Consider the following 18049-nt stretch of genomic DNA (forward strand, 5'->3'; position numbering starts at 1 on the left):
GCATCCAGGCGCAGAGCGCGAGCACGTAGGCGAGCGCGAGGCGCCCGATCAGGCTGGTCATCTCCACGCCGAACGTTGTCCCTTGCTTCAGCTTCCAGTCCAGCAGCAGCGTGGGCAGCCACACGCCAAGCAGAGCGGTGAATGCGACGAGCAACCAGTACTGCAGGCTGCGTAGGGAGCGTCCCCAGGCGCGAAATCCTTCGCGCCCGAATCCGCGAAAGCCGCGCGCCGCTAGCTGCGCCGCGGGCGGCAGCCAGACGGCGAGCGTCACCACCCAGAAGAGCACCGCGAGGATAAAGAGGTAGAGCCAGAGCAGCTGGGCCTCCGAGATGTGTGCGCGCATCCCCGCCGGCAGCGACGAGCGGATATACGTTGGCAGCTGGTACTGATAGCTCTCCGCCCATTCGAGGAGCCGGCAGACGGCCAGCGGCACGAATCCCCAGATCGCGAGCCAGACGAAATGGCGCAAGCCTTTGCCGAAAGCAGAGCGCAGCGTCGGGGTTTCGCCGGCGTGATGATCGAGATACCAAGACAGCGTGGCGCCGAGCAGCGTAAGGAAGCCGACGGCGATTAGCGCGGCGAGCGTGAAGCTGAGCAGCAGTTGTCCCACACCGCTCTCCGGGATCAGCAGCCAGAACCAGAAGAGCACGAAGAAGAGCGGGTTGAGCACGAACTCCGCCAGCCACAGCAGGCGCGGGCGGGCCGTGGCGCGAAGCGAATCACGGACGATGGCGAGCGACATCACTTCACCTCCACGGTGGCAGCGTCGGTGGTCGAGATGATCGAAGGCTGATACATCGGCTGCACCGAGGCCGGGCTCACGCGATACTTGCCCGGGTTCACGATCTTCAGCAGATAGAAGTAATGGTGCGGCGCGCGGTCGCCATCGAAGTACGTCTGGAAGATGGCGGCACGGTCATCGTGGAACTCGCGGCGCGACCAGTAACTCTCCCACCAGCTGGGCCGGTTGCGGATCTCGTAGAGGCTGTCCTTTTGCAGGAACTCGGCGCCGGCGGGGATGGGATCCTCGATCATCAGGTAGCGCCACTCGGAACCGCTGACGGTGAGCCGCACCGCGAGCACATCGCCGGGATGCAGTTCGCCGGAAAGCGGCACGAGGTCGTAGACGATCTTGCCCTTCTCCGTCACCTGCGCCAGGCGGAAGTAATCGCGCGTGATGTTGAGTGAGAGCTTGTTCGACTGGAACATGCGCTTATCGGTGGAGTAGTACTCGGCGCGCGTGGACCAGTAGAGGCGGCCCGCGCCCGACTTGGTGAACAGCACATTGTTGCTCGTGGGTTGCAGTTGCTCAGGACCGAGGCTGACGTGCGGTTGCGCCGAAGGATCGAAGACGTCGGCACGGCTGAAGTGTTTTGCGGCGACCTGCTTCGAATTCACCAGCGCGGCCGCATCGAAGTTGGCGTCGAGTTCGCGGCTCACGCGCAGATACTCGGTGAGTCCGAAGACGACCATCGCGGTCTGCTTGGTCGAATCCCAGTAGTAGCCGCCATTGCGATGGCTGATGAGCCAGAACGTGGCCTTGGGAAGCAGCGGGCTGTCTGGCTTCATCAGGCTGAGCAGCCGGACGGCGTAGGCCGTGGTCTCGGCAGCATCGTCGGCGCGGAACTCCATCAGGTAATCGAAGTCGGCGCTCCAATAGACCTCTGCGGGCAGCACGGTCGCCTGCTTTTCCACGCGGTCGGCGATCTGCGCGGCGCGCATGTCGCCGATGGCATGCAACGCGAGGCCGAGGAAGGCGAGGCCCTGGGTATTCATCCGCTCGCGCTTCTCCCATACGGCTTCCACCATCTTGGGATCGCGCTCGCCCGCGGCCGCCAACGCGTAGAGCACGTAGGCGTGCAGGTCGGGGCGCATGCGTGGATACTTCGCGATCGAGCCGCGCAGCCAGTTCTTGCCATTCTCGATAGCTCCCGCCTTCACGTCATAGCCGGCGCCGCGTGCCTGCGCGAGTCCGCTGACAACGTACGCGGTCATGAAGACGTGGCTTTCGTCTTCCTTCCACCATCCCCAGCCGCCATCGTCGTGCTGGAAGTCGTAGAGGCGGTCGAGGCCGGCGCGGATCTTCCTCTCCAACTCGGGCGAGTTCACGCTGGTCTCAAGCTTGAGTTCTTTCATCGCCTGCGCCACCACGATGTCGGGCAGGAAGCTGGACATCGTCTGCTCGGTGCAGCCGTAGGGATAGCTGGTCAGGTAATCGAGCGCGCCGAAGATGCTGCCCGCGACCGAGGGCGTCATGTTGACCTCGAGCGCGTGCGCGGAGGCGTCCGTCTGCGCCGGGAAGTTGATGGTGGACTCGGCGCGGCCTTGCGGCGTGGTGATGGCGCCGGAGTTGGCGTCGGCAAGCTTCACGCCGTAAGGCACCACCGGCAGCGTGAGCTCCATCGCGTCTGACTCTTCATTGGTGAGCGCCTTGGCGGTGAGCACGGCCTTGCGGATCTTGCCCGCACGCACGCGCCAGTCAGCCTTGACCTCGCCGCGGCTGGGAACGGTGAGCGTCTGCGTGCTGCCGCCGATCACTTCGAGGCCGGAGACGTCGAGCGACACTTGCGCGGATTTTCCCGACTTCAGGTAGTTGTGCACCAGCACGGAGATCACGACCTCGTCGCCATCGCGGAAGAAGCGCGGCACAGCAAGACGCACCATCACGTTCTTGCGCACGATGATGCGATTGATGGCGCTGCCCACCTTGGTATCGAGCGTGATGCCGCGCACGGTGGCGCGCCAGGTGGTGAGCGAGTCCGGAAAGACGAGGTTGGCGATGGCAAATCCCTTCGCGTCGGTACGGAAGTCGGGCTGCCAGAGAGCGGTGTCCGGGAAATTCTTGCGGATCTTGGGCGCGACCAGCGTCTCGTTGGGCTTCAGCTGTGCCAGCGCGCGCTGGGAATAATTCGCCGTGCGGTTGGCGAGCTGCATCGGCTTCTCGCCCGCCTGTCCGGAAAAGTAGAAAGTGAGCGACGACTCGGTCGAGACCGCGTTGTACACCGAGCCGAAGAAGGTCTGCATCATGTCGCCCGAGGTATCTGGCTTGATGGCGTAGATGGCCTCATCCACCACGCCGATGGAGAACTCGCCTTGCACCGGCTTGCCGGAAGAGTCCTTCACGTTGATCACGTAGCTGGCTTTCTCGCCGGGCGTGAACGTTTCCTTGGTCGGCGAGATCTCGATCCGCAACTGCTTGTCGGTGGCGGGGACTTTCAGGTTCTTCGCCGCCTGGTACAAAGCATTGTCGGCGAGGAAAGCGACCGCAAGATAGATGTTGGGCTGGTTGTCGCTGGTGATGGGGACGTCGATGGTCTCGCTCGGCGACCTGAGCTCGACGATGCGCTTGCTCTGGATGTCGCGTCCTTCGGTGGTGACGAGCGCATACGCGTGCGGCATGCCGCTGAGCACGAGAACGTGCGCCGTATCGCCGGGCTGATACTTCGGTTTGTCGGCAATGAGCTTGATCTGGCGGTTCTCCGCCCCCCACCACTGCTCACCGGGTCCAGCGACCCAGAGATATCCGGTGGCGCGCAGGTCGCGATTCTGCGTCGCCTTGGCGCGCGCCTCCACCCAATAACTGCCAGGAGTGGTCACGTGGAAGGTGGCGACGGCATTGCCGTCGGCGCCGGTGGTGACGTCTTGTGCCTGCTCCGGCGGCACTTGCTCGCGCCCCTTCCCCTGCCACGCCCAGCGGCGCAGCTCGAGGTGGACGGTGGTCTTGACCGGCTTGCCGTCGTAATCTCGCGCGACCACATTCACGCGCGCGCTCTGGTTCATCTGGTAGACGTAGCTGTCGGGACGCACCGAGATCTGGTAGTCGCCGTAAGTGGCGATCACCGAGTTCGCGCCGGATATCTCGCGGTTGGCGGCATCCATCACGCGCGCTTCGATGCGATAGCGCACGTCCTGCTTGCGGTCATCGACGCGGGTGGGCACTTTGATGCGCAGCTTGCCGTCGGCATCGAGCTTGCCCTTCTGTTCGGATTCCTGTTCGCCGCCGTAGTAGCCGGCCTCGTAGCCATCGCCCTCGTCGCCCTCGCCGCCGCCTTCCTCGCCGGCGCTCATCCCGCTGTCTTCGTTTTCGTAACGATCGATGTAAGGCGACCAATACGGCATGGTGTGGACGACATACGTGACCTCGGCGCCCGCGACCGGTTCGCCGAAGTAGTAGCGTGCCTCGATGGTCGCGGTGACTGATTCGCCTTCGAGCACGCGCATCTTGTCGGGCGTGACCTTCACTTCATATTCCGGCTTCTTGTACTCCTCGACATGGAAGCCGCCATTCATCGAGGAACCGGCAGGCGTGCGGACGGTGATGGAGTAGTAGCCGAGCGCGGCGTTCGCGGGAACGTCGTAATCGCCGTGCAGCGTGCCCATGCCGTCGAGTGGCAGCGTCTTCTGGTAGACCTGTTTCGAGGTGGGATCTTCGAGAACGACCTGTGCCTCCTTCATCTTCGGGATGCGCCAGCTCTCACCCTCGCGCTCGCGCAGGATGGCTTTGAAGTGGACGGTGTGTCCCGGACGGAAGACGGGACGGTCGGTGTAGATGTATCCCGCCCAATCGCGCCACGGATCGCTGCTCAGGTTGAAGGAGTAGGGCGCGACGATGGCAACGTCGTCGCCGTACGTGGCCAGCACCCACGTGTTCTCGTAGCTCTCGCCACCCAATGCGGTGAGTTTGGCTTCCGCGAGTCCATGGTCATCACTCTTGCCGCGAAAGATCTCTTTGTCGTGCGACCAGATCACCACGGTCGCATCCTCGATCGGGGCGCCGCTCTTGCGGTCGGCGGCAAAGGCCAACACCTGTCCGGAGGCCGACTTGGTGATCAGCCCCATCTGGCTGACGATCACGACGGTGTAGGCGCGCAAGTGTCCGTCGGTGGCCTCGACCACGTAGACGCCTCCCTTGAGCGAGTCGAGTGGGATCTCCTGCGTCTCGGAGAAATACTTCGGCGGGACCTCCTGCCGCCAGCGCGCCATCAGCTGACTGGAGTTCAGCACTGGGACCTGCGCGAACAGCGTGGCTTGGCCGATGCGGGTGCTCTTCTGCTTCTCCGCCTGCTTCTGCCGGATGAGCGAGCGCGAGTCGCTGGAGAATTGCCGCCGGAAGAAATCACGGATGGCCCGCCACAGGCTCCGCTTCCAGTCGTGGAAGCGTTCCAGCCAGCTCTTTTCTTCGATCTGCTCGCGCTCCTCGGTGTGCCGCGCCTCGCCAAAGTTGTGCACGCTCTTCAACTGCGAGAAGAATTTTTCCGGATCGTTCACGTGGTAGACGCGAAACTCGAGCACGTCGACATCGCGCGCGTACGCCCGGATGGTCGGCTTCTCGCCGGGGAGAAAGGTGCGCTCGCTGCTGAGCGAGAAATACGGATGCTGCTCCTGCGCGAAAACGGTGAGCGCGGAGAACACGAGGAAGCAGGCGATCAGCAAGCGGCGCGGCAATAATCGGCGCATCAGTATGACTCCCGGAGGATGTTCCAGCGGTAGACGCCCAGAAAATTACGGTTGCCGGCGAGCGGACGCCAGCGCGGATCAGGATGCTGCAAAAGCTGAGTGACGGTGGCGCGGCGCATCTCGCCCGGCTTCTTCTTGGGTAGACCGTCGATCGGGCCGGTGTGGTAGACGATCACGTCTTCGCCGGCGTCGGCCAGGCGGCTGCGTCCTACGAAGACCATGGAGTGGAAGGGAGAGTGCTGCTCGAGCTGGCGGTAGAACAGCAGGTCACCGGCACGCGCCTCGCGCAGGTCGCGGCTCACGAAGTATGAGTTACGCTCTTTGAGCGTGTAAACGTCAGCAAACTCGGCAAAGCTGGCTTTCCGCCGAACGTCCCGTTGGACGTCCCGCTGCAAACCGGGGTCCAAGTCCTCGGCACGGAAGGCGCCGGGCTTTACCCGGAACAGCGATGCGCCCAGCGGTGTGAAGGGATATGAATACTTCCCGACGGAGGCTCCGCCGATGGCGGCCATGCGCGTCTCTTCCAGCCATGCCGCGTCGTGCGCGTGCAACGCGTTGCGATAGGCGTAGCGCAGCAGTGCGGCGCAGTCGGCTATCTCGGCGGGCGCGGCGTCGTTACGCAGGGCTTGATACTCGGCGATCTCCGTGAACCAGCGACGGAAGGCGTCGCGGTCGGCGGGTGAGTCGAGCCGCATGAAGTCGGGCGTGCCGTCGCGGAAGCGGTCGTCGAAGGCCGGCGCAAGCTGCAAGCCGACTCTCGCCGGCGGCAACGCGGCGGCTTCAAAGCGAAGCTGGCCGTTTCCGGGCAGCACGCCGGGAAGCAGCGCGGCCTCGACGGCGTCGCCGCTGGCAGCCAGCGAGATGCGCACGCGTTCGCTCCCGCTTCCATTGCCGCCGCTCAGGCCGTTTGCGTTGCCGATCACATTAACGACCACGCGAAGGTCTCTCGGTTCTAGCGCAGCACCGTCACTACGACGGATGATCAGGCGCGCGACCGAGGCGCCGTCGGCGGGCAGGGTGAGCGTGGCGGGCTCGACCTCTAAACGGACCGGGCCAGGGTTGCGAAGCAGGCTGCGGCGATGGAAGGCCAGCGCGCTTGCTGCCGTGAGCACCAGAGAGACGGCGAGCAGCAGGGCCCATGCTCTTCGGGACATTGCCGTTGCGACCATGCAGGTTGTGAGGAGGAGCGAAGGGGACTGTAAATCACCACCGCACCGTTAGCAAAAAAACTCGCTCGCCCCACCCTCCTGATGGGGATAGTGCAGTCGCGCTGCCAATCGGAAAGCCGCGAAAATAGCGCACAAAGAAGAACGAGGCGTGGCGAGAGCGTGGGGCCCAGGCAACACCTCGTGTCAGACTGTGGACGGGCGGGCCGTCAAACCGCCGCGGTTACCAACGTACATCGTCCTGCTGGTTTGCTCGGCTCCGACCACTATGGTACCTTCCGAATCCTCTCTCGCTCATCCCCGGAGGTCACAATGGGCTTGATCCTGCTGCTGGTTATCGTGGTCGGCGCGGTGGTGCTGGTGGCGGCCACCTACAACAGCCTGGTGCAACTGCGGGTGCGGGCGGACAACGCGTGGAGCGACATCGACGTGCAGCTCAAGCGTCGCCACGACCTTATCCCCAACCTGGTCGAGACGGTGAAGGGCTATGCCGCGCACGAAAAAGGGACGTTCGAGAACGTCGCCAAGTTCCGCTCCATGGCGATGCAGGCCACCGGGCCGGCAGATCGTGCCCAGGCCGAAGGTCAGCTCACCTTGGCGCTGAAGAGCTTGTTCGCGGTGGCAGAGCAGTATCCGCAATTGCAGGCGTCGGGACAGTTCCAAAGCCTGCAGAACGCGCTCAACGAGGTGGAGACCGCGCTGCAGGAATCGCGCCGCTATTACAACGCGGTGGTGCGCGATCTCAACACCAAGATCGCCAGCTTCCCATCCAATATCATCGCCGGCATGTTCGGCTTCACGCCACGGCAGTTCTTCGAGGTCGCTGCTGCCGAGCGCGAGAACGTGGCCGTAAAGTTCTAGTCATGGCGGCACTCGCCAGCCCTCGCAGCTGCTTCTTCCGCAGAGGGAAGCTCCTCGTCCTGTCTTTGTTATGGTTGGCCTGGTGCGTGCCGGCGGCAGCGCGTAGTTGGCGCATCTCCGATTTCACTTCCAACATCATCGTCTCCGAGAATGGCGAGACCAGCGTCACGGAAAAGATCACGCTCGTCTTCATCGGACAATGGAATGGGATCTACCGCAACATCCCGGTGGAATATCCCGGACCGAACGGCACGAACTACTCGCTCTTCCTCAAGGTCACCGGCGTGACCGATCAGTACGGCAGCCCACTGACCTACGAAACCCACACTGGCAGTGGTGAGCGCCGGCTGAAGATCTACGTCCCTGGTGCGGCCGACACCACCAAGGTCGTGCAGATCACCTACACCGTGCCGAATGCGGTGCGCTACTTCCCTGACCACGACGAGTTTTACTGGAACGTGACCGGCAACGACTGGCCGGTGCCCATCGACCACGCCGCTGCTCTCGTCAGCTTCCCCGGGAAGGCTGCTGAGCAACTGCGGGTGCAGGCCTTCACCGGCGTCTACGGCTCGCACGACCAGGAAGCCACCGCAAAGTTGGTTGGAACCGTGGCCGTGTTCGAGACCACGAACCCGCTACCCATGCGCGGCGGGCTGACCATCGATGTCTACGTCCCCAAAGGCATTTTGCATGAGCCGTCCACGCTGAGCAAAGCGGTCTCGTTCGTGCGCAGCAATCCCATCGTCTTGCTGCCCCTCGCGGCATTCCTCGTTATGTTCGCACTGTGGTGGTGGAAGGGCCGCGAGCCGGAGATTGGACTCTCGGTTGCGGCGATGTACGAGCCGCCTAAAGGCTACACGCCCGCCGAAGTGGGCGCCCTGGTCGACGATTCGGTCGACCCGCGCGATATCACATCCACCATCGTGGACCTGGCCGTGCGCGGCTACATCAAGATCGAAGAGAAGCAGGACAAGGTGTTGCTGTTCACCAGCAAAGATTACGTATTCCACCTGTTGAAGCCAGGGAGCGAGTGGGGAGTGCTGGCCCCCCACGAGCGGACGCTCTTGAACAATCTGTTCGTAGGGGCAGAGGCCGGCCAGAGCATAACGCTCTCCAGCTTGCGCAATCACTTCTACACCGTGGTGCCATTGCTCAAGCAAGACATCCTTACGGCACTCAAGGCGAAGAAGGTTTACAGCGTGAATCCTGAGCAGGCGAACATGTGGCGCATGCTGGGGATCGTGCTCATCGCCGCACCCTTCGTCGCGCTGCAGGTGCTGGGGATCACCAACGTGGCTGATTCCGGGTTCGTGGCGATACTTTCGATCGTGGCCGCGCTGGTCATCGTGTGGCTCTTCGGTCGCAAGATGACGGCGAAGACGTTTGCCGGGCAGAGGACATACATCAGCGTGCTCGGCTTCCAGGAGTTCATGACACGCGTGGACGCCGACCGCTTGAAGCGCATGCCGCCAAACACCTTCGAACAATTTCTGCCGTTCGCCATGGCGCTGGGAGTGGAACATCAGTGGTCGAAGAAGTTCGAGGGCATCCTGCAGACGCCGCCGCAGTGGTACCAGGGCTACGGCCCGGGTTACACGAACTTTAATCCCTACGTGTTCACCAACAACCTGGGCGGCATGGCCGACCAGGCGCACCGCGACTTCGTTTCAGCTCCGCGCTCCGAATCCAGCGGGTCGGGATTCTCGGGCGGCGGCGGGTTCTCTGGCGGCGGCTCCTCCGGCGGCGGGTTCGGCGGCGGCGGCGGCGGCGCTTTCTAGCCGCAGCAACTCTGATTCTAGGGGCGCCTGTGGTCTGCACGCGTTTGGCGCCGGGTCGGGCTCGCGTTCGGCTATCTTGCCGCCGGCCTGCTCACCGACTGACATCGCCGATTCGGTGCATTTGCTGAGAGGACGGCCGTCGGCCGTCCTCTACTACTTTCATGCCTTGCCTTCCGCCTTTTCACTCACTCATTCGTGATATAACCACTTTCGCCCTTCCCCGGACTGGATAGCAGGAGGCCCAAGTTGCGCGACGAGCGTACCGGCAAGCGTTTTCCGCTGCAGTTGCCGATCACCATCCAGTCTCCATCCACCGGCAAGCACTCCGGGACCACCGCAAACATGAGCGCCGCGGGGGTGTATTTCGAGGCCGACGCAAAATTGAGCATCGGCTCGGCGGTGCGCTTCGATATCCGCTTGCCGAAGGACGTGCTGGGCACCAAGACCGACGTGACGGTGCGCTGCATCGGGCGCGTGGTGCGCAAGGAAGACGCGGAGGGCAAGAGCGGCCTGGCATGCGTGATCGACGACTACAAATTCAAACGGGGCAAGTTACGGGAGCGACGTTGAAGGTCATCCTCGCCGACAATCAAGCCATCTTCCGCGCAGGCGCAGCCAAAGTGCTGGCGGTGGAAGACGATTTGCGCATCGTGGCGCAGGCGCAGAATGCCGACCAGGTAACCATGGCGCTCGACCGCTTCCGTGCCGGGGTGCTGGTGATCTCCGACACCATCGTCCCGGACATGGCCAAGGTGGCGGCCGACGCCAAACGCAATAAGACGCAGGTCGTGGTGGTCTCCGACAAGCCCGAGAACGCCGCTGACCTCATCCGTGCCGGCGCCGCCGGCATCGTGTACCGCAACGTGACCGGAGCCGCGCTGGTGGAGTGCATCCGCAAAGTCTCGAAAGGCGAGAGCTGGGTGCAAGACAACGCCGTGGCCAAGGAAGTGGAAGAGAGTGACCGGGTCGGCGCGCGCGTCCGCGACCGGCTCACGCCCAAGGAATTGAAGATCGTGGCGCTCGTAGTACAGGGTTACAAGAATAAGGAGATCGCCACGCGCCTCGCCACCACCGAGCAGGTCATAAAGAATTATCTGCGCAACGTCTACGACAAGATCGGCGTGGGCGATCGCCTGGAGCTGGCGCTGTTCACCATCCACCATCGCATCCTGGCAGAGGCGGCTGCCGCCTCCACCGCGGTCGCCGGAAAGAATTAGGCCGCTTTGCGCGGCGCGTCGCAGCAACCGCCACTTGGAGATTCCGGGCAGAGAGATGTCCTCTTCCGCGTTAGCTGTCCGGGGGGTTGTCGCTGGATGTCGTGCGCCGCTTATTAAGGCTGAGTCGCAGCCTTGTCGCCGTTCTTCAGCAGCTCGTTCACGATGGTGACGAGCTCCTCCGGATTCACCGGCTTCTCGAGATAAAGGTCGGCCAGTGGCTCGGCCGCCTGGAAGGCCTCGGCGACGTAGCCGGAGACCACTACCACCGGCATGGAGGAATGCGATTTCGCGGCTTGCACGACGGCGCGTCCGTTGGCATCGCCCAGGCGCCAGTCAGTGACGACCGCGTCGTACTCTTCGCGCTGCAGTTTTTGGATGGCGTCGTGAGCCGAGGTCGAAGCAGTCACGTCGTGCCCGGCGGCTTCGAGGATCGCGCACTTCAAGGTGACTACGTGCGGCTCGTCATCCACACAGAGGATCTTCGCCATAGGAATGGCCCCTCGGGACCGGAACACTGGGAAGCGAAAGGTGGCGGCCCCAACGACCCCCGGCCGCAGTGCAGGTATTCTCGCTACCCGACGCGACAAAAGTCAAATCGCCATACCCCCGGCCCGGCCAGAGCGCTAGACGATCTTCTCTCCGATCGATTTTGCCTGCGTGAACAGGTAGAGATAATCCGGACCGCCGGCTTTGGAGTCAGTTCCCGACATATTGAAGCCGCCAAAGGGATGCGCGCCGACCATCGCGCCGGTGCACTTGCGGTTGATGTACAGGTTGCCGACGTGGAAGTCGCGCTTGGCGCGCTCGATCTTCTCTTGCGAGCTGGTGTAGATGGCGCCAGTCAGCCCGAACTCAGTGTTGTTGGCGATAGCCAGCGCGTCTTCGAAACCGCGCGACCTGATCACTGACAGCACGGGTCCGAAGATCTCTTCCTGCGCCAGCCGCGCGGTGGGAGCCACGTCCACGAACACGGTGGGCTTGAGGTAGTAGCCCGCGCCCGCCTCAGTGTCGCGGCCGCCGCCGGTGAGCAGCCGGCCTTCCTTGCGTCCGAGCTCCATGTATTCCAAGATGGACTTCATCGCGCCTTCATTCACCACCGGGCCCATGGCGTAGTTCTCGGTGGGCTCACCGACTTTGAACTTTTCCACGCGGTCTTTGAGGCGCTGCACGAACACGTCGTAGACCTTCTCGTCCACGATGGCGCGCGAGCAGGCTGAGCACTTCTGTCCCTGGAAGCCGAAGGCGGCGACGGCCACACCTTCCACGGCGGCGTCGAGGTTGGCGTCGGCTTCGACGATGATGGAATCCTTGCCGCCCATCTCGAGGATGGTGCGTTTGATCCAGCTCTGTCCCGGGTGGGTCTGCGCCGCGCGTGCGTGGATATCGAGTCCCACCTCTTTCGAGCCGGTGAAAGCGATGAAGCGCGTCTTGGGATGCTCCACAACGGCGTTGCCGAAGGTGCTGCCGCCGCCGGGACAGAAGTTCACTACGCCATCGGGCATGCCGGCTTCCTGCAAGGCCTCGAAGAATCTTGCCGCGATGGTCGGCGAATCCGAGGAGGGCTTCACGATCACGGTGTTACCGCTGACGATGGACGCCATCGTCATGCCCGCCATGATGGCCAGCGGGAAATTCCACGGGGGGATGACCGCGCCCACTCCCAGTGCGATGTAGCGCAGCTGGTCGTGCTCGCCCGGCAACTGCACCGGAGTCTCGACGCGCGAGAGCCGCACGGCTTCGCGCGCGTAGAACTCGGCAAAATCGATGCACTCAGCGGTATCGGCGTCAGCCTCGGCCCAGTTCTTGCCGACTTCGTAGACCATCCAGGCGCTGAACTCGTGCTTGCGCTCGCGCAGGATCGCCGCGGTGCGCAACAGCAACCCGGTGCGCTCTTCGAGCGATGCATGCTTCCACCTCTCGAACGCGGCCAGCGCGGCTTGCATGGCCTGCTCGGCATGCTCGCGCTCGGCGCGCTGATGGATGCCCACCACCACGCTTGGATCCGCCGGCGACATCGACTTGATCTTCCCTGAGGTCTTCACCAGCTCGCCGCCGATGACCAGGTCATACTCGCGCCCCAGCTCGGCGCGCACCCGCGCCAGCGCTTCTTTCATCGCGCGCCGGTTCTCGTCGCGCGTGAAATCGGTGAGCGGCTCGTTGTGGAATGCGCCTTCCGGAAGTGCGGTACGAAGTGCGGTGCGGATGCTGGGAGCTTGAACGGTGGCCATACGGACCTCCTGGGAACCCTTCATTGTAACAAGGAGAAACCAGGGGCGAGAACAGACGCCGCGGGGCCTGCACGGCTACTGATGCTGTGCGTGCAGCTCGCTGACCCCGGCCGTGCGCTCGAGTTTGTCCCAGTTGAAGGGACGTCCATCGAGAGCGCGCTTCAGTGTCTTGAATAAGACCACGGAGAAGAGCTGCCGGTAGGCAAAGCGTTGCAGCCACACCTGGGAGAGCAGCCAGAAATCCTTCTTCGTCGTGGTCTCGCGCCGCTCCAGCGAAAAAGCGATGGCTGACGCGATGAAGTCCACCACCAGGAAGAGCACGAAGTAGAGCGTGAGCCGCTCGATGGTCGCGGGATTCGCCGTCTCCGGATGCTGGATCTTGTTCCACAGATAGGTAAGCGCGCCCACCACGTAGAGCACATCGATGAACGGGGAGACCAGCGGCAACATGATCTGGAAGACCACGATGTTCGGCAGCGCGATCCATCCCAGCGTGCCGCGCCGCGCAAACACGCCGCGGTGCTTCCACACCGCTTGCAAGATGCCGAATGACCAGCGGAAGCGCTGGCGCATCAGCCCGCTGGCGGAGTCGGGCGCCTCGGTGAAGGCGAGCGCGCGGTCGTCATAGACGACCTTGTAGCCGCGCTCCAGCAATGACATGGTGAGGTCGGCATCCTCGGCCACGGTGTCGGTGTGGTATCCGCCCGCCTCGCGCACCGCGGCGGTGCGCCACGCGCCGAGCGCGCCCGGCACCACACTCACCGCGCCGAACACGTTGAGCGCGCGCCGCTCGAAGTTCTGGCTGGTGATGTACTCGAGCGCCTGCCAGCGCGTCCAGATATTCACGCGGTTGCCGACCTTGGTGTTGCCCGCGGCGGCGGCGACCTTGGGACCGACAAAGTGCTCGACCAAGCGCGTGATCGCTTCTGCCGCAACCACGGTGTCGGCGTCGATGCCGACAAAGAACTCCTCCTGCACGTGCTCCAGGCCCAGATTCAGCGCTTCGGCCTTGCCGGCGTTCGCCTTGGTGAGCAGCAAGACCTTGCCGCCGGCGATCTCCGCGGCGAAAGCCCCACGCACGACCGCAGCGGTCGCGTCGGTAGAACCATCGTCGATCACGATTGCGCGCAGGTGAGGATACTTCGAGCGCAACACCGCGCGCACGGTGCGCTCGATGACGGTGGCTTCGTTATATGCCGGGATGAGCACGGCGACCTCCGGCCGGAAGACGTCGGCGCCGGGCTGAAGCGTGGAACCGCGCACGCGATCGTAGATGGCGAACACGCCGATGAACAGCAATCGCGCCGTCATCAGCACGTCCCCCACGAAGAAGACGAGCACGATGAAATCCCATCCCACACCGTAAAGCCAGAAGGCAAAGCGATCCACCTGCGCGGACCAGCGCTCGTTCGCGGAGATGGGCGGCATGACTTCGGCGCGCGTTCTGCCCAGCAGCTCCGCAACGGAGACGAGCTGGTAGCCGCGAGCGCGCAGCTCGTGGATGATCATCGGCAGGGCGCGCACCGTCTCGCGGCGATCGCCACCACCATCGTGCAGCAGCACGATGTTCCCACACGGGTCGGCGGCGGTGCACGCTTGCAGGTTCGCTTTGTGCGTCAAGCCCTCGACCACGCTGGCGGTGATCTCCTCGGCGGTGCGATGCGGGTTCGCCTTCCAGTCGTTGGGATCGATCTTCGACCCGACGGTGAGATATCCCATGTCCTGCACTATCTCGAGCGGACGCACTTGTTCGTCCACGTCCGGCTCCTGGTCGATAGAGTATGGCGGACGGAAGAACAGCGGCTTCACGCCGAGCTTGGCGGCGAACAGCCGCTCGGTGAGGTTCAGCTCGATCGCCATGAAGCGTTTCGAGATGTTCGAGATGTCGGGATGAGTGTAGGTGTGATTGCCGATCTCGTGGCCTTCGGCGTAGATGCGCTTCATCAGGCTCGGCTCGTCCTGCGCGGCGCCGCCGATCAGGAAAAATACCGCCGGGGCCTGCTCGCGCTTGAGCACATCGAGGATCTGCGGTGTCCACCGCGGGTCGGGACCGTCATCGAAACTGAGCACGATCTGCTGCTGCCGCGCGCCATATTGCTGGATGACGTAAGGCGAGGGTGTCGCGGTGAGGCGCTGCGCGGTGATCAAGCCGTCGGTGACAGTGATATCGCGCGCGCCCTTCCCCGGACGTTGTTCGATGCGCAGGATGTCGCCGTGGCCTTCGAGGTCGACGTCGTGCCCGGGTGGAACCAGCTTCAGCTTCTGTGGCGCGTCCGCCTCGCCGGGCTTGTCCCACACACTCCACAGTGAGCGGTCTTCCGCGCCCAGGCGCCAGAGCGCGAAGGTCGAGATGCCCAGGCGGCCCGCACCTCGCATCTGGTCGAGTGCGGTGACGGCGTCGAGGAACCACACATCGTGTTTCACGTTCCGCTCGTCGAGGTAGGCATAGCGCGAGTTGAGCGTGTCCCCATCGAGCTCGACCTCGGCTTCGGACTCCTTAGCGGTCAGCCATGCTTCCTGCACCGAATAGGTCTTCACGTCGATGGCGGCCGCCTTCGTCTTTCCCTTCGGCGGCGTGGGCCAGTCGTAGCCGTAGTTGCCGATGCCGCAGATGATCTTTTCTTTCGGGATCACTTTGAGCGCGGCCTCGAGATTGGCGAGGAACCACTCCTGCGCCGCGACCGGGCCAGCCTCGTTCTCGGAAGAGTGCTGGTCGTAATCCATCAGCACGATGCCATCGACCTGCTGCGCGATGAAGGCGTAATCGAAATCGTTGTCACCGGTGGGCAGATTCACGTAGAGCTTGAGGCCGCGCGCGTGCAGGTCCTGTGCCAGCTCCTGGACCAGCGCGCGAAAGCCGGGCTGCGCTGTCGGCGGAAAACTCTCGAAGTCGAGTGAGAGACCGCGGTACTTGTCGGTCGCCAGGAAGGCCAGCACCTGGCGGCGGAAGGTGGCGCGCGCTTGCGCGCTGTTGAGGAAGCCGTCGAGGTCGGCGATCCAGCGCTTGGCTACCGGATCGAAATTGTTGACCAGCGGGAAGACTTCGGTGTCCGCCTTCTCGTCGGCGAGCAACTTCATCACCTTGTCGTCCACGAAATGTGCCTGGTCCTGGTTCCCTGCGTCAGCGCTCACTACGTCGAAGAGCTTGGCGTCTGGGCCGAGCGCCTGGAGGCGGCCGTCGGACGTGAGCACGTGCAGCCACTCGGGATAGAGCAGGTCGATCTGGTTGGCGTACTCGCGTAACGACACCAGGCTGCCGGCGTCCCAGGTGACGTAGAAAGCCGCGCGGATGCCTTCCTCCTGGTTGAGCACGACCTGCGAGGGCGCGGTCGCCGTCTTGCGATGCGTGCCCTTGTGGGCGGCGCCGCGGTGCTTTGGCTTTTCCTTGTACGGCCGGTATCCCGCTTTCTGCTGCGGGAGCAGCAGGGCCGGCAGATCTTCTCCGCGCAGGATGGTGAACACAAAAACGATGAACACCAGGGTGATCCCCACCGCCAACGCGTCGAATATCGGACGCATGCGGCGCCAGCGCGTTTTTTGTGGATCGAAGAAGACTTGCTTGGCCATCGTTAAGAAGTCAGGGAGTCAGGATGTCAGAAGTCACTTCATCGTATGTCGCTGCCGGTTGACGGTCAAACGCGCTACACTCGCGACGTGCGGGAACTATTGCGCCGTCATCGCATCTTCTTTCTGCTGTTCGCCGCTGCCGCCCTGGGGCTGCGGCTGCTGTTTTTCTGGAAGCTGCGGCTCATCGAGGGCGACTCGTTCATCTACGGCGAGCTTGCCAAGAACCTGCTGCAACACCACACGCTCGGATTCAGCGATGGCAGCCGCGTGACCCCGTCGCTGATCCGCCTGCCGGGATATCCCGCCTTCATCGCGCTCGTCTGGCTGTTCGCCGGCATCGAGCACTACCACGCTGTGCTGCTCACCCAGATCGCCGTGGACCTGGGAACCTGCTTCCTGATCGCGGCGCTGGCGCGCGACCTCGTGGGCGAGCGTGCCGCGCGCTGGGCGTTCGCGCTGGCGGCGCTGTGTCCGTTCTTCGCCAACGCTGCGACCACGCCGCTCGCGGAGACGCTCGCTATCTTCTTTACCACTCTCACCTTCTACTGCGCTGCCCGGGCATGCGCCGGCCAGGATGATCTGCGCTGGTGGGCGGGCTGCGGCGCCGCAGTGGCGGCAAGCATCTTCCTCCGGCCGGATGGAGGCGTGCTGCTCGCCGCCTTGGGCGCGTATTTTGCTGTCCGGCTAGGGCGCTCGCGTGCGGTTCGCGGAGGAATGAAACGCGTGTTCCTGGCCGGCGTGCTGGTGGCCGCCGTAGCGCTCGGACCGCTGGTGCCGTGGACAGTCCGCAACTGGCGCGTCTTCCATGTCTTCCAGCCGGTGGCGCCGCGCTACGCCAACGATCCCAGCGAGTTCGTGACCTACGGATATTTCCTCTGGACCAAGACCTGGCTCATCGATTACGTCTCGGTCGAGGAGTTCTCGTGGACGGTTCCGGGCGAGGAAGTCGACCCGGACAAGCTGCCCACGCGCGCCTGCGATTCCGAGGAACAATGCCGGCGGACGCGGGAACTCTTCGACGACTACAATGCCGACGACCATCAGATGTCCCCGGAGCTGGACGCGCGCTTTGCCGCGCTCGCGCGCGAGCGCATCTCCGGACATTGGTTCCGCCAGTACGCGGAACTGCCCGCGCTACGCGCCGCTGACATGTGGTTCCGGCCGCGCACCGAGCTGCTGCCACTCGACAATCATTGGTGGGACTATGAGAACGACCCCCACGATTCCCTCATCGGCATCGCGCTGGGCGTGCTGAACCTGCTGTATGTGGGAGGTGCCGTGATGGGCGCCGCCACACGGCGCGTGCGGCTTGCGGGGCTGATGCTTACCTGGGTGCTGTTTCGCACCGTGCTGCTGGGAACGCTGGAGGGCGCGGAATCGCGCTACACGCTGGAGTGCTTTCCCGTGGTCATCGTGTTTGCCGCAGCGTGGCTGGGGTCAGCACGACGAACGCGGCAGACAGACGAGCCGCAACCCGCCTAGGCCGGCGGCTTGTCGCTCATGCGGAAGCGGGTGCGGAAATGCTCGCTCAGCAATGAGATCGCAGGACGGTTCTTCCGCGGGTCGGTCTGCGCCAGGTATTTCATCGCTTCCACCAGCAGGCGCTGGCCTTCAAGATAGCGCGGATCCGGCGAGCGTTCGTCCATCTGCTTCGGCTGCGGCGCTTTGGGAATCACGAAGAGTTTGCCCATGAGGGTCCCCTGGGTTATGGCATATGGCACGTGCTTCTTGCCGGAGCACCAAACACGAGCGGCGGGCCGGCTCGGCGTCCATTA

At 63.8% G+C, this 18049-nt stretch carries 12 protein-coding genes; 5 read left to right on the plus strand and 7 right to left on the minus strand.

The window, feature by feature from the left end; all coding sequences use genetic code 11:
* The 3 genes from M3P27_10570 to M3P27_10580 form a co-directional block, all read right to left on the minus strand.
* Positions 1 to 742 (minus strand): hypothetical protein (locus tag M3P27_10570; GenBank protein MDP9268750.1); only part of this gene is annotated, 742 nt, incomplete at its 3' end.
* Positions 742 to 5457: an MG2 domain-containing protein gene (locus M3P27_10575; GenBank protein ID MDP9268751.1), complete on the minus strand. Its 4716-nt coding sequence runs from the start codon at positions 5455 to 5457 to the stop codon at positions 742 to 744. The genes M3P27_10575 and M3P27_10570, both read right to left, overlap by 1 nt.
* Positions 5457 to 6611, minus strand: coding sequence for a DUF1175 domain-containing protein (locus M3P27_10580; GenBank protein MDP9268752.1), 1155 nt, complete (start codon positions 6609 to 6611; stop codon positions 5457 to 5459). Before M3P27_10580 ends, M3P27_10575 begins: the two co-directional genes overlap by 1 nt.
* Positions 6612 to 6935: 324 nt before the next feature.
* On the opposite strand from M3P27_10580, the gene M3P27_10585 reads away from it, so the two are divergent.
* The 4 genes from M3P27_10585 to M3P27_10600 all read left to right on the plus strand — a co-directional run bounded on the left by M3P27_10585 (position 6936) and on the right by M3P27_10600 (position 10479).
* Positions 6936 to 7484: a LemA family protein gene (locus tag M3P27_10585; GenBank protein MDP9268753.1), complete on the plus strand. Its 549-nt coding sequence runs from the start codon at positions 6936 to 6938 to the stop codon at positions 7482 to 7484.
* A gap of 86 nt (positions 7485 to 7570) precedes the next feature.
* Complete coding sequence (locus tag M3P27_10590) at positions 7571 to 9262, plus strand: DUF2207 domain-containing protein (protein MDP9268754.1); 1692 nt, start codon at positions 7571 to 7573, stop codon at positions 9260 to 9262.
* Positions 9263 to 9508: 246 nt separating this feature from the next.
* Positions 9509 to 9832, plus strand: a complete 324-nt coding sequence (locus M3P27_10595; protein ID MDP9268755.1) for a PilZ domain-containing protein — start codon at positions 9509 to 9511, stop codon at positions 9830 to 9832.
* Positions 9829 to 10479, plus strand: coding sequence for a response regulator transcription factor (locus M3P27_10600; protein MDP9268756.1), 651 nt, complete (start codon positions 9829 to 9831; stop codon positions 10477 to 10479). The genes M3P27_10595 and M3P27_10600 overlap by 4 nt, the downstream gene beginning before the upstream one ends.
* A gap of 113 nt (positions 10480 to 10592) precedes the next feature.
* On the opposite strand, the gene M3P27_10605 is transcribed toward M3P27_10600, so the two are convergent.
* From M3P27_10605 to M3P27_10615, 3 genes are all read right to left on the minus strand, one after another.
* Entirely contained in the window at positions 10593 to 10967 is a 375-nt protein-coding gene (locus M3P27_10605) for a response regulator (protein MDP9268757.1), read from the minus strand.
* 135 nt (positions 10968 to 11102) lie between these two features.
* On the minus strand, positions 11103 to 12707 hold the full coding sequence (gene pruA / locus M3P27_10610; GenBank protein ID MDP9268758.1) for an L-glutamate gamma-semialdehyde dehydrogenase: 1605 nt from the start codon (positions 12705 to 12707) through the stop codon (positions 11103 to 11105).
* Between the two features lie 75 nt (positions 12708 to 12782).
* Complete coding sequence (locus M3P27_10615) at positions 12783 to 16274, minus strand: glycosyltransferase (GenBank protein ID MDP9268759.1); 3492 nt, start codon at positions 16272 to 16274, stop codon at positions 12783 to 12785.
* 45 nt (positions 16275 to 16319) lie between these two features.
* Between M3P27_10615 and M3P27_10620 the strand changes: the two genes are divergently transcribed.
* Positions 16320 to 17756: a glycosyltransferase family 39 protein gene (locus M3P27_10620; GenBank protein ID MDP9268760.1), complete on the plus strand. Its 1437-nt coding sequence runs from the start codon at positions 16320 to 16322 to the stop codon at positions 17754 to 17756.
* Here M3P27_10620 and M3P27_10625 read toward each other — a convergent pair.
* The gene (locus M3P27_10625) at positions 17753 to 17965 is read right to left on the minus strand and encodes a hypothetical protein (GenBank protein ID MDP9268761.1); all 213 of its coding nucleotides are present in this window, start codon (positions 17963 to 17965) and stop codon (positions 17753 to 17755) included. The two genes, M3P27_10620 and M3P27_10625, sit on opposite strands and share 4 nt — an antisense overlap.
* Between the last annotated feature and the right edge of the window lie 84 nt (positions 17966 to 18049).

The organism is Acidobacteriota bacterium (assembly GCA_030774055.1).
Lineage (GTDB): Bacteria > Acidobacteriota > Terriglobia > Terriglobales > Acidobacteriaceae > JACPNR01.

What these genes read in the sequence shown, in the direction of transcription:
- M3P27_10575 (MDP9268751.1), bottom strand. Translation starts at nt 5,457, where the DNA reads ATGCGCCGATTATTGCCGCGCCGCTTGCTGATCGCCTGCTTCCTCGTG.
- M3P27_10580 (MDP9268752.1), bottom strand. Translation starts at nt 6,611, where the DNA reads ATGTCCCGAAGAGCATGGGCCCTGCTGCTCGCCGTCTCTCTGGTGCTC.
- M3P27_10585 (MDP9268753.1), top strand. Translation starts at nt 6,936, where the DNA reads ATGGGCTTGATCCTGCTGCTGGTTATCGTGGTCGGCGCGGTGGTGCTG.
- M3P27_10605 (MDP9268757.1), bottom strand. Translation starts at nt 10,967, where the DNA reads ATGGCGAAGATCCTCTGTGTGGATGACGAGCCGCACGTAGTCACCTTG.
- pruA (MDP9268758.1), bottom strand. Translation starts at nt 12,707, where the DNA reads ATGGCCACCGTTCAAGCTCCCAGCATCCGCACCGCACTTCGTACCGCA.
- M3P27_10615 (MDP9268759.1), bottom strand. Translation starts at nt 16,274, where the DNA reads ATGGCCAAGCAAGTCTTCTTCGATCCACAAAAAACGCGCTGGCGCCGC.
- M3P27_10620 (MDP9268760.1), top strand. Translation starts at nt 16,320, where the DNA reads ATGTCGCTGCCGGTTGACGGTCAAACGCGCTACACTCGCGACGTGCGG.
- M3P27_10625 (MDP9268761.1), bottom strand. Translation starts at nt 17,965, where the DNA reads ATGGGCAAACTCTTCGTGATTCCCAAAGCGCCGCAGCCGAAGCAGATG.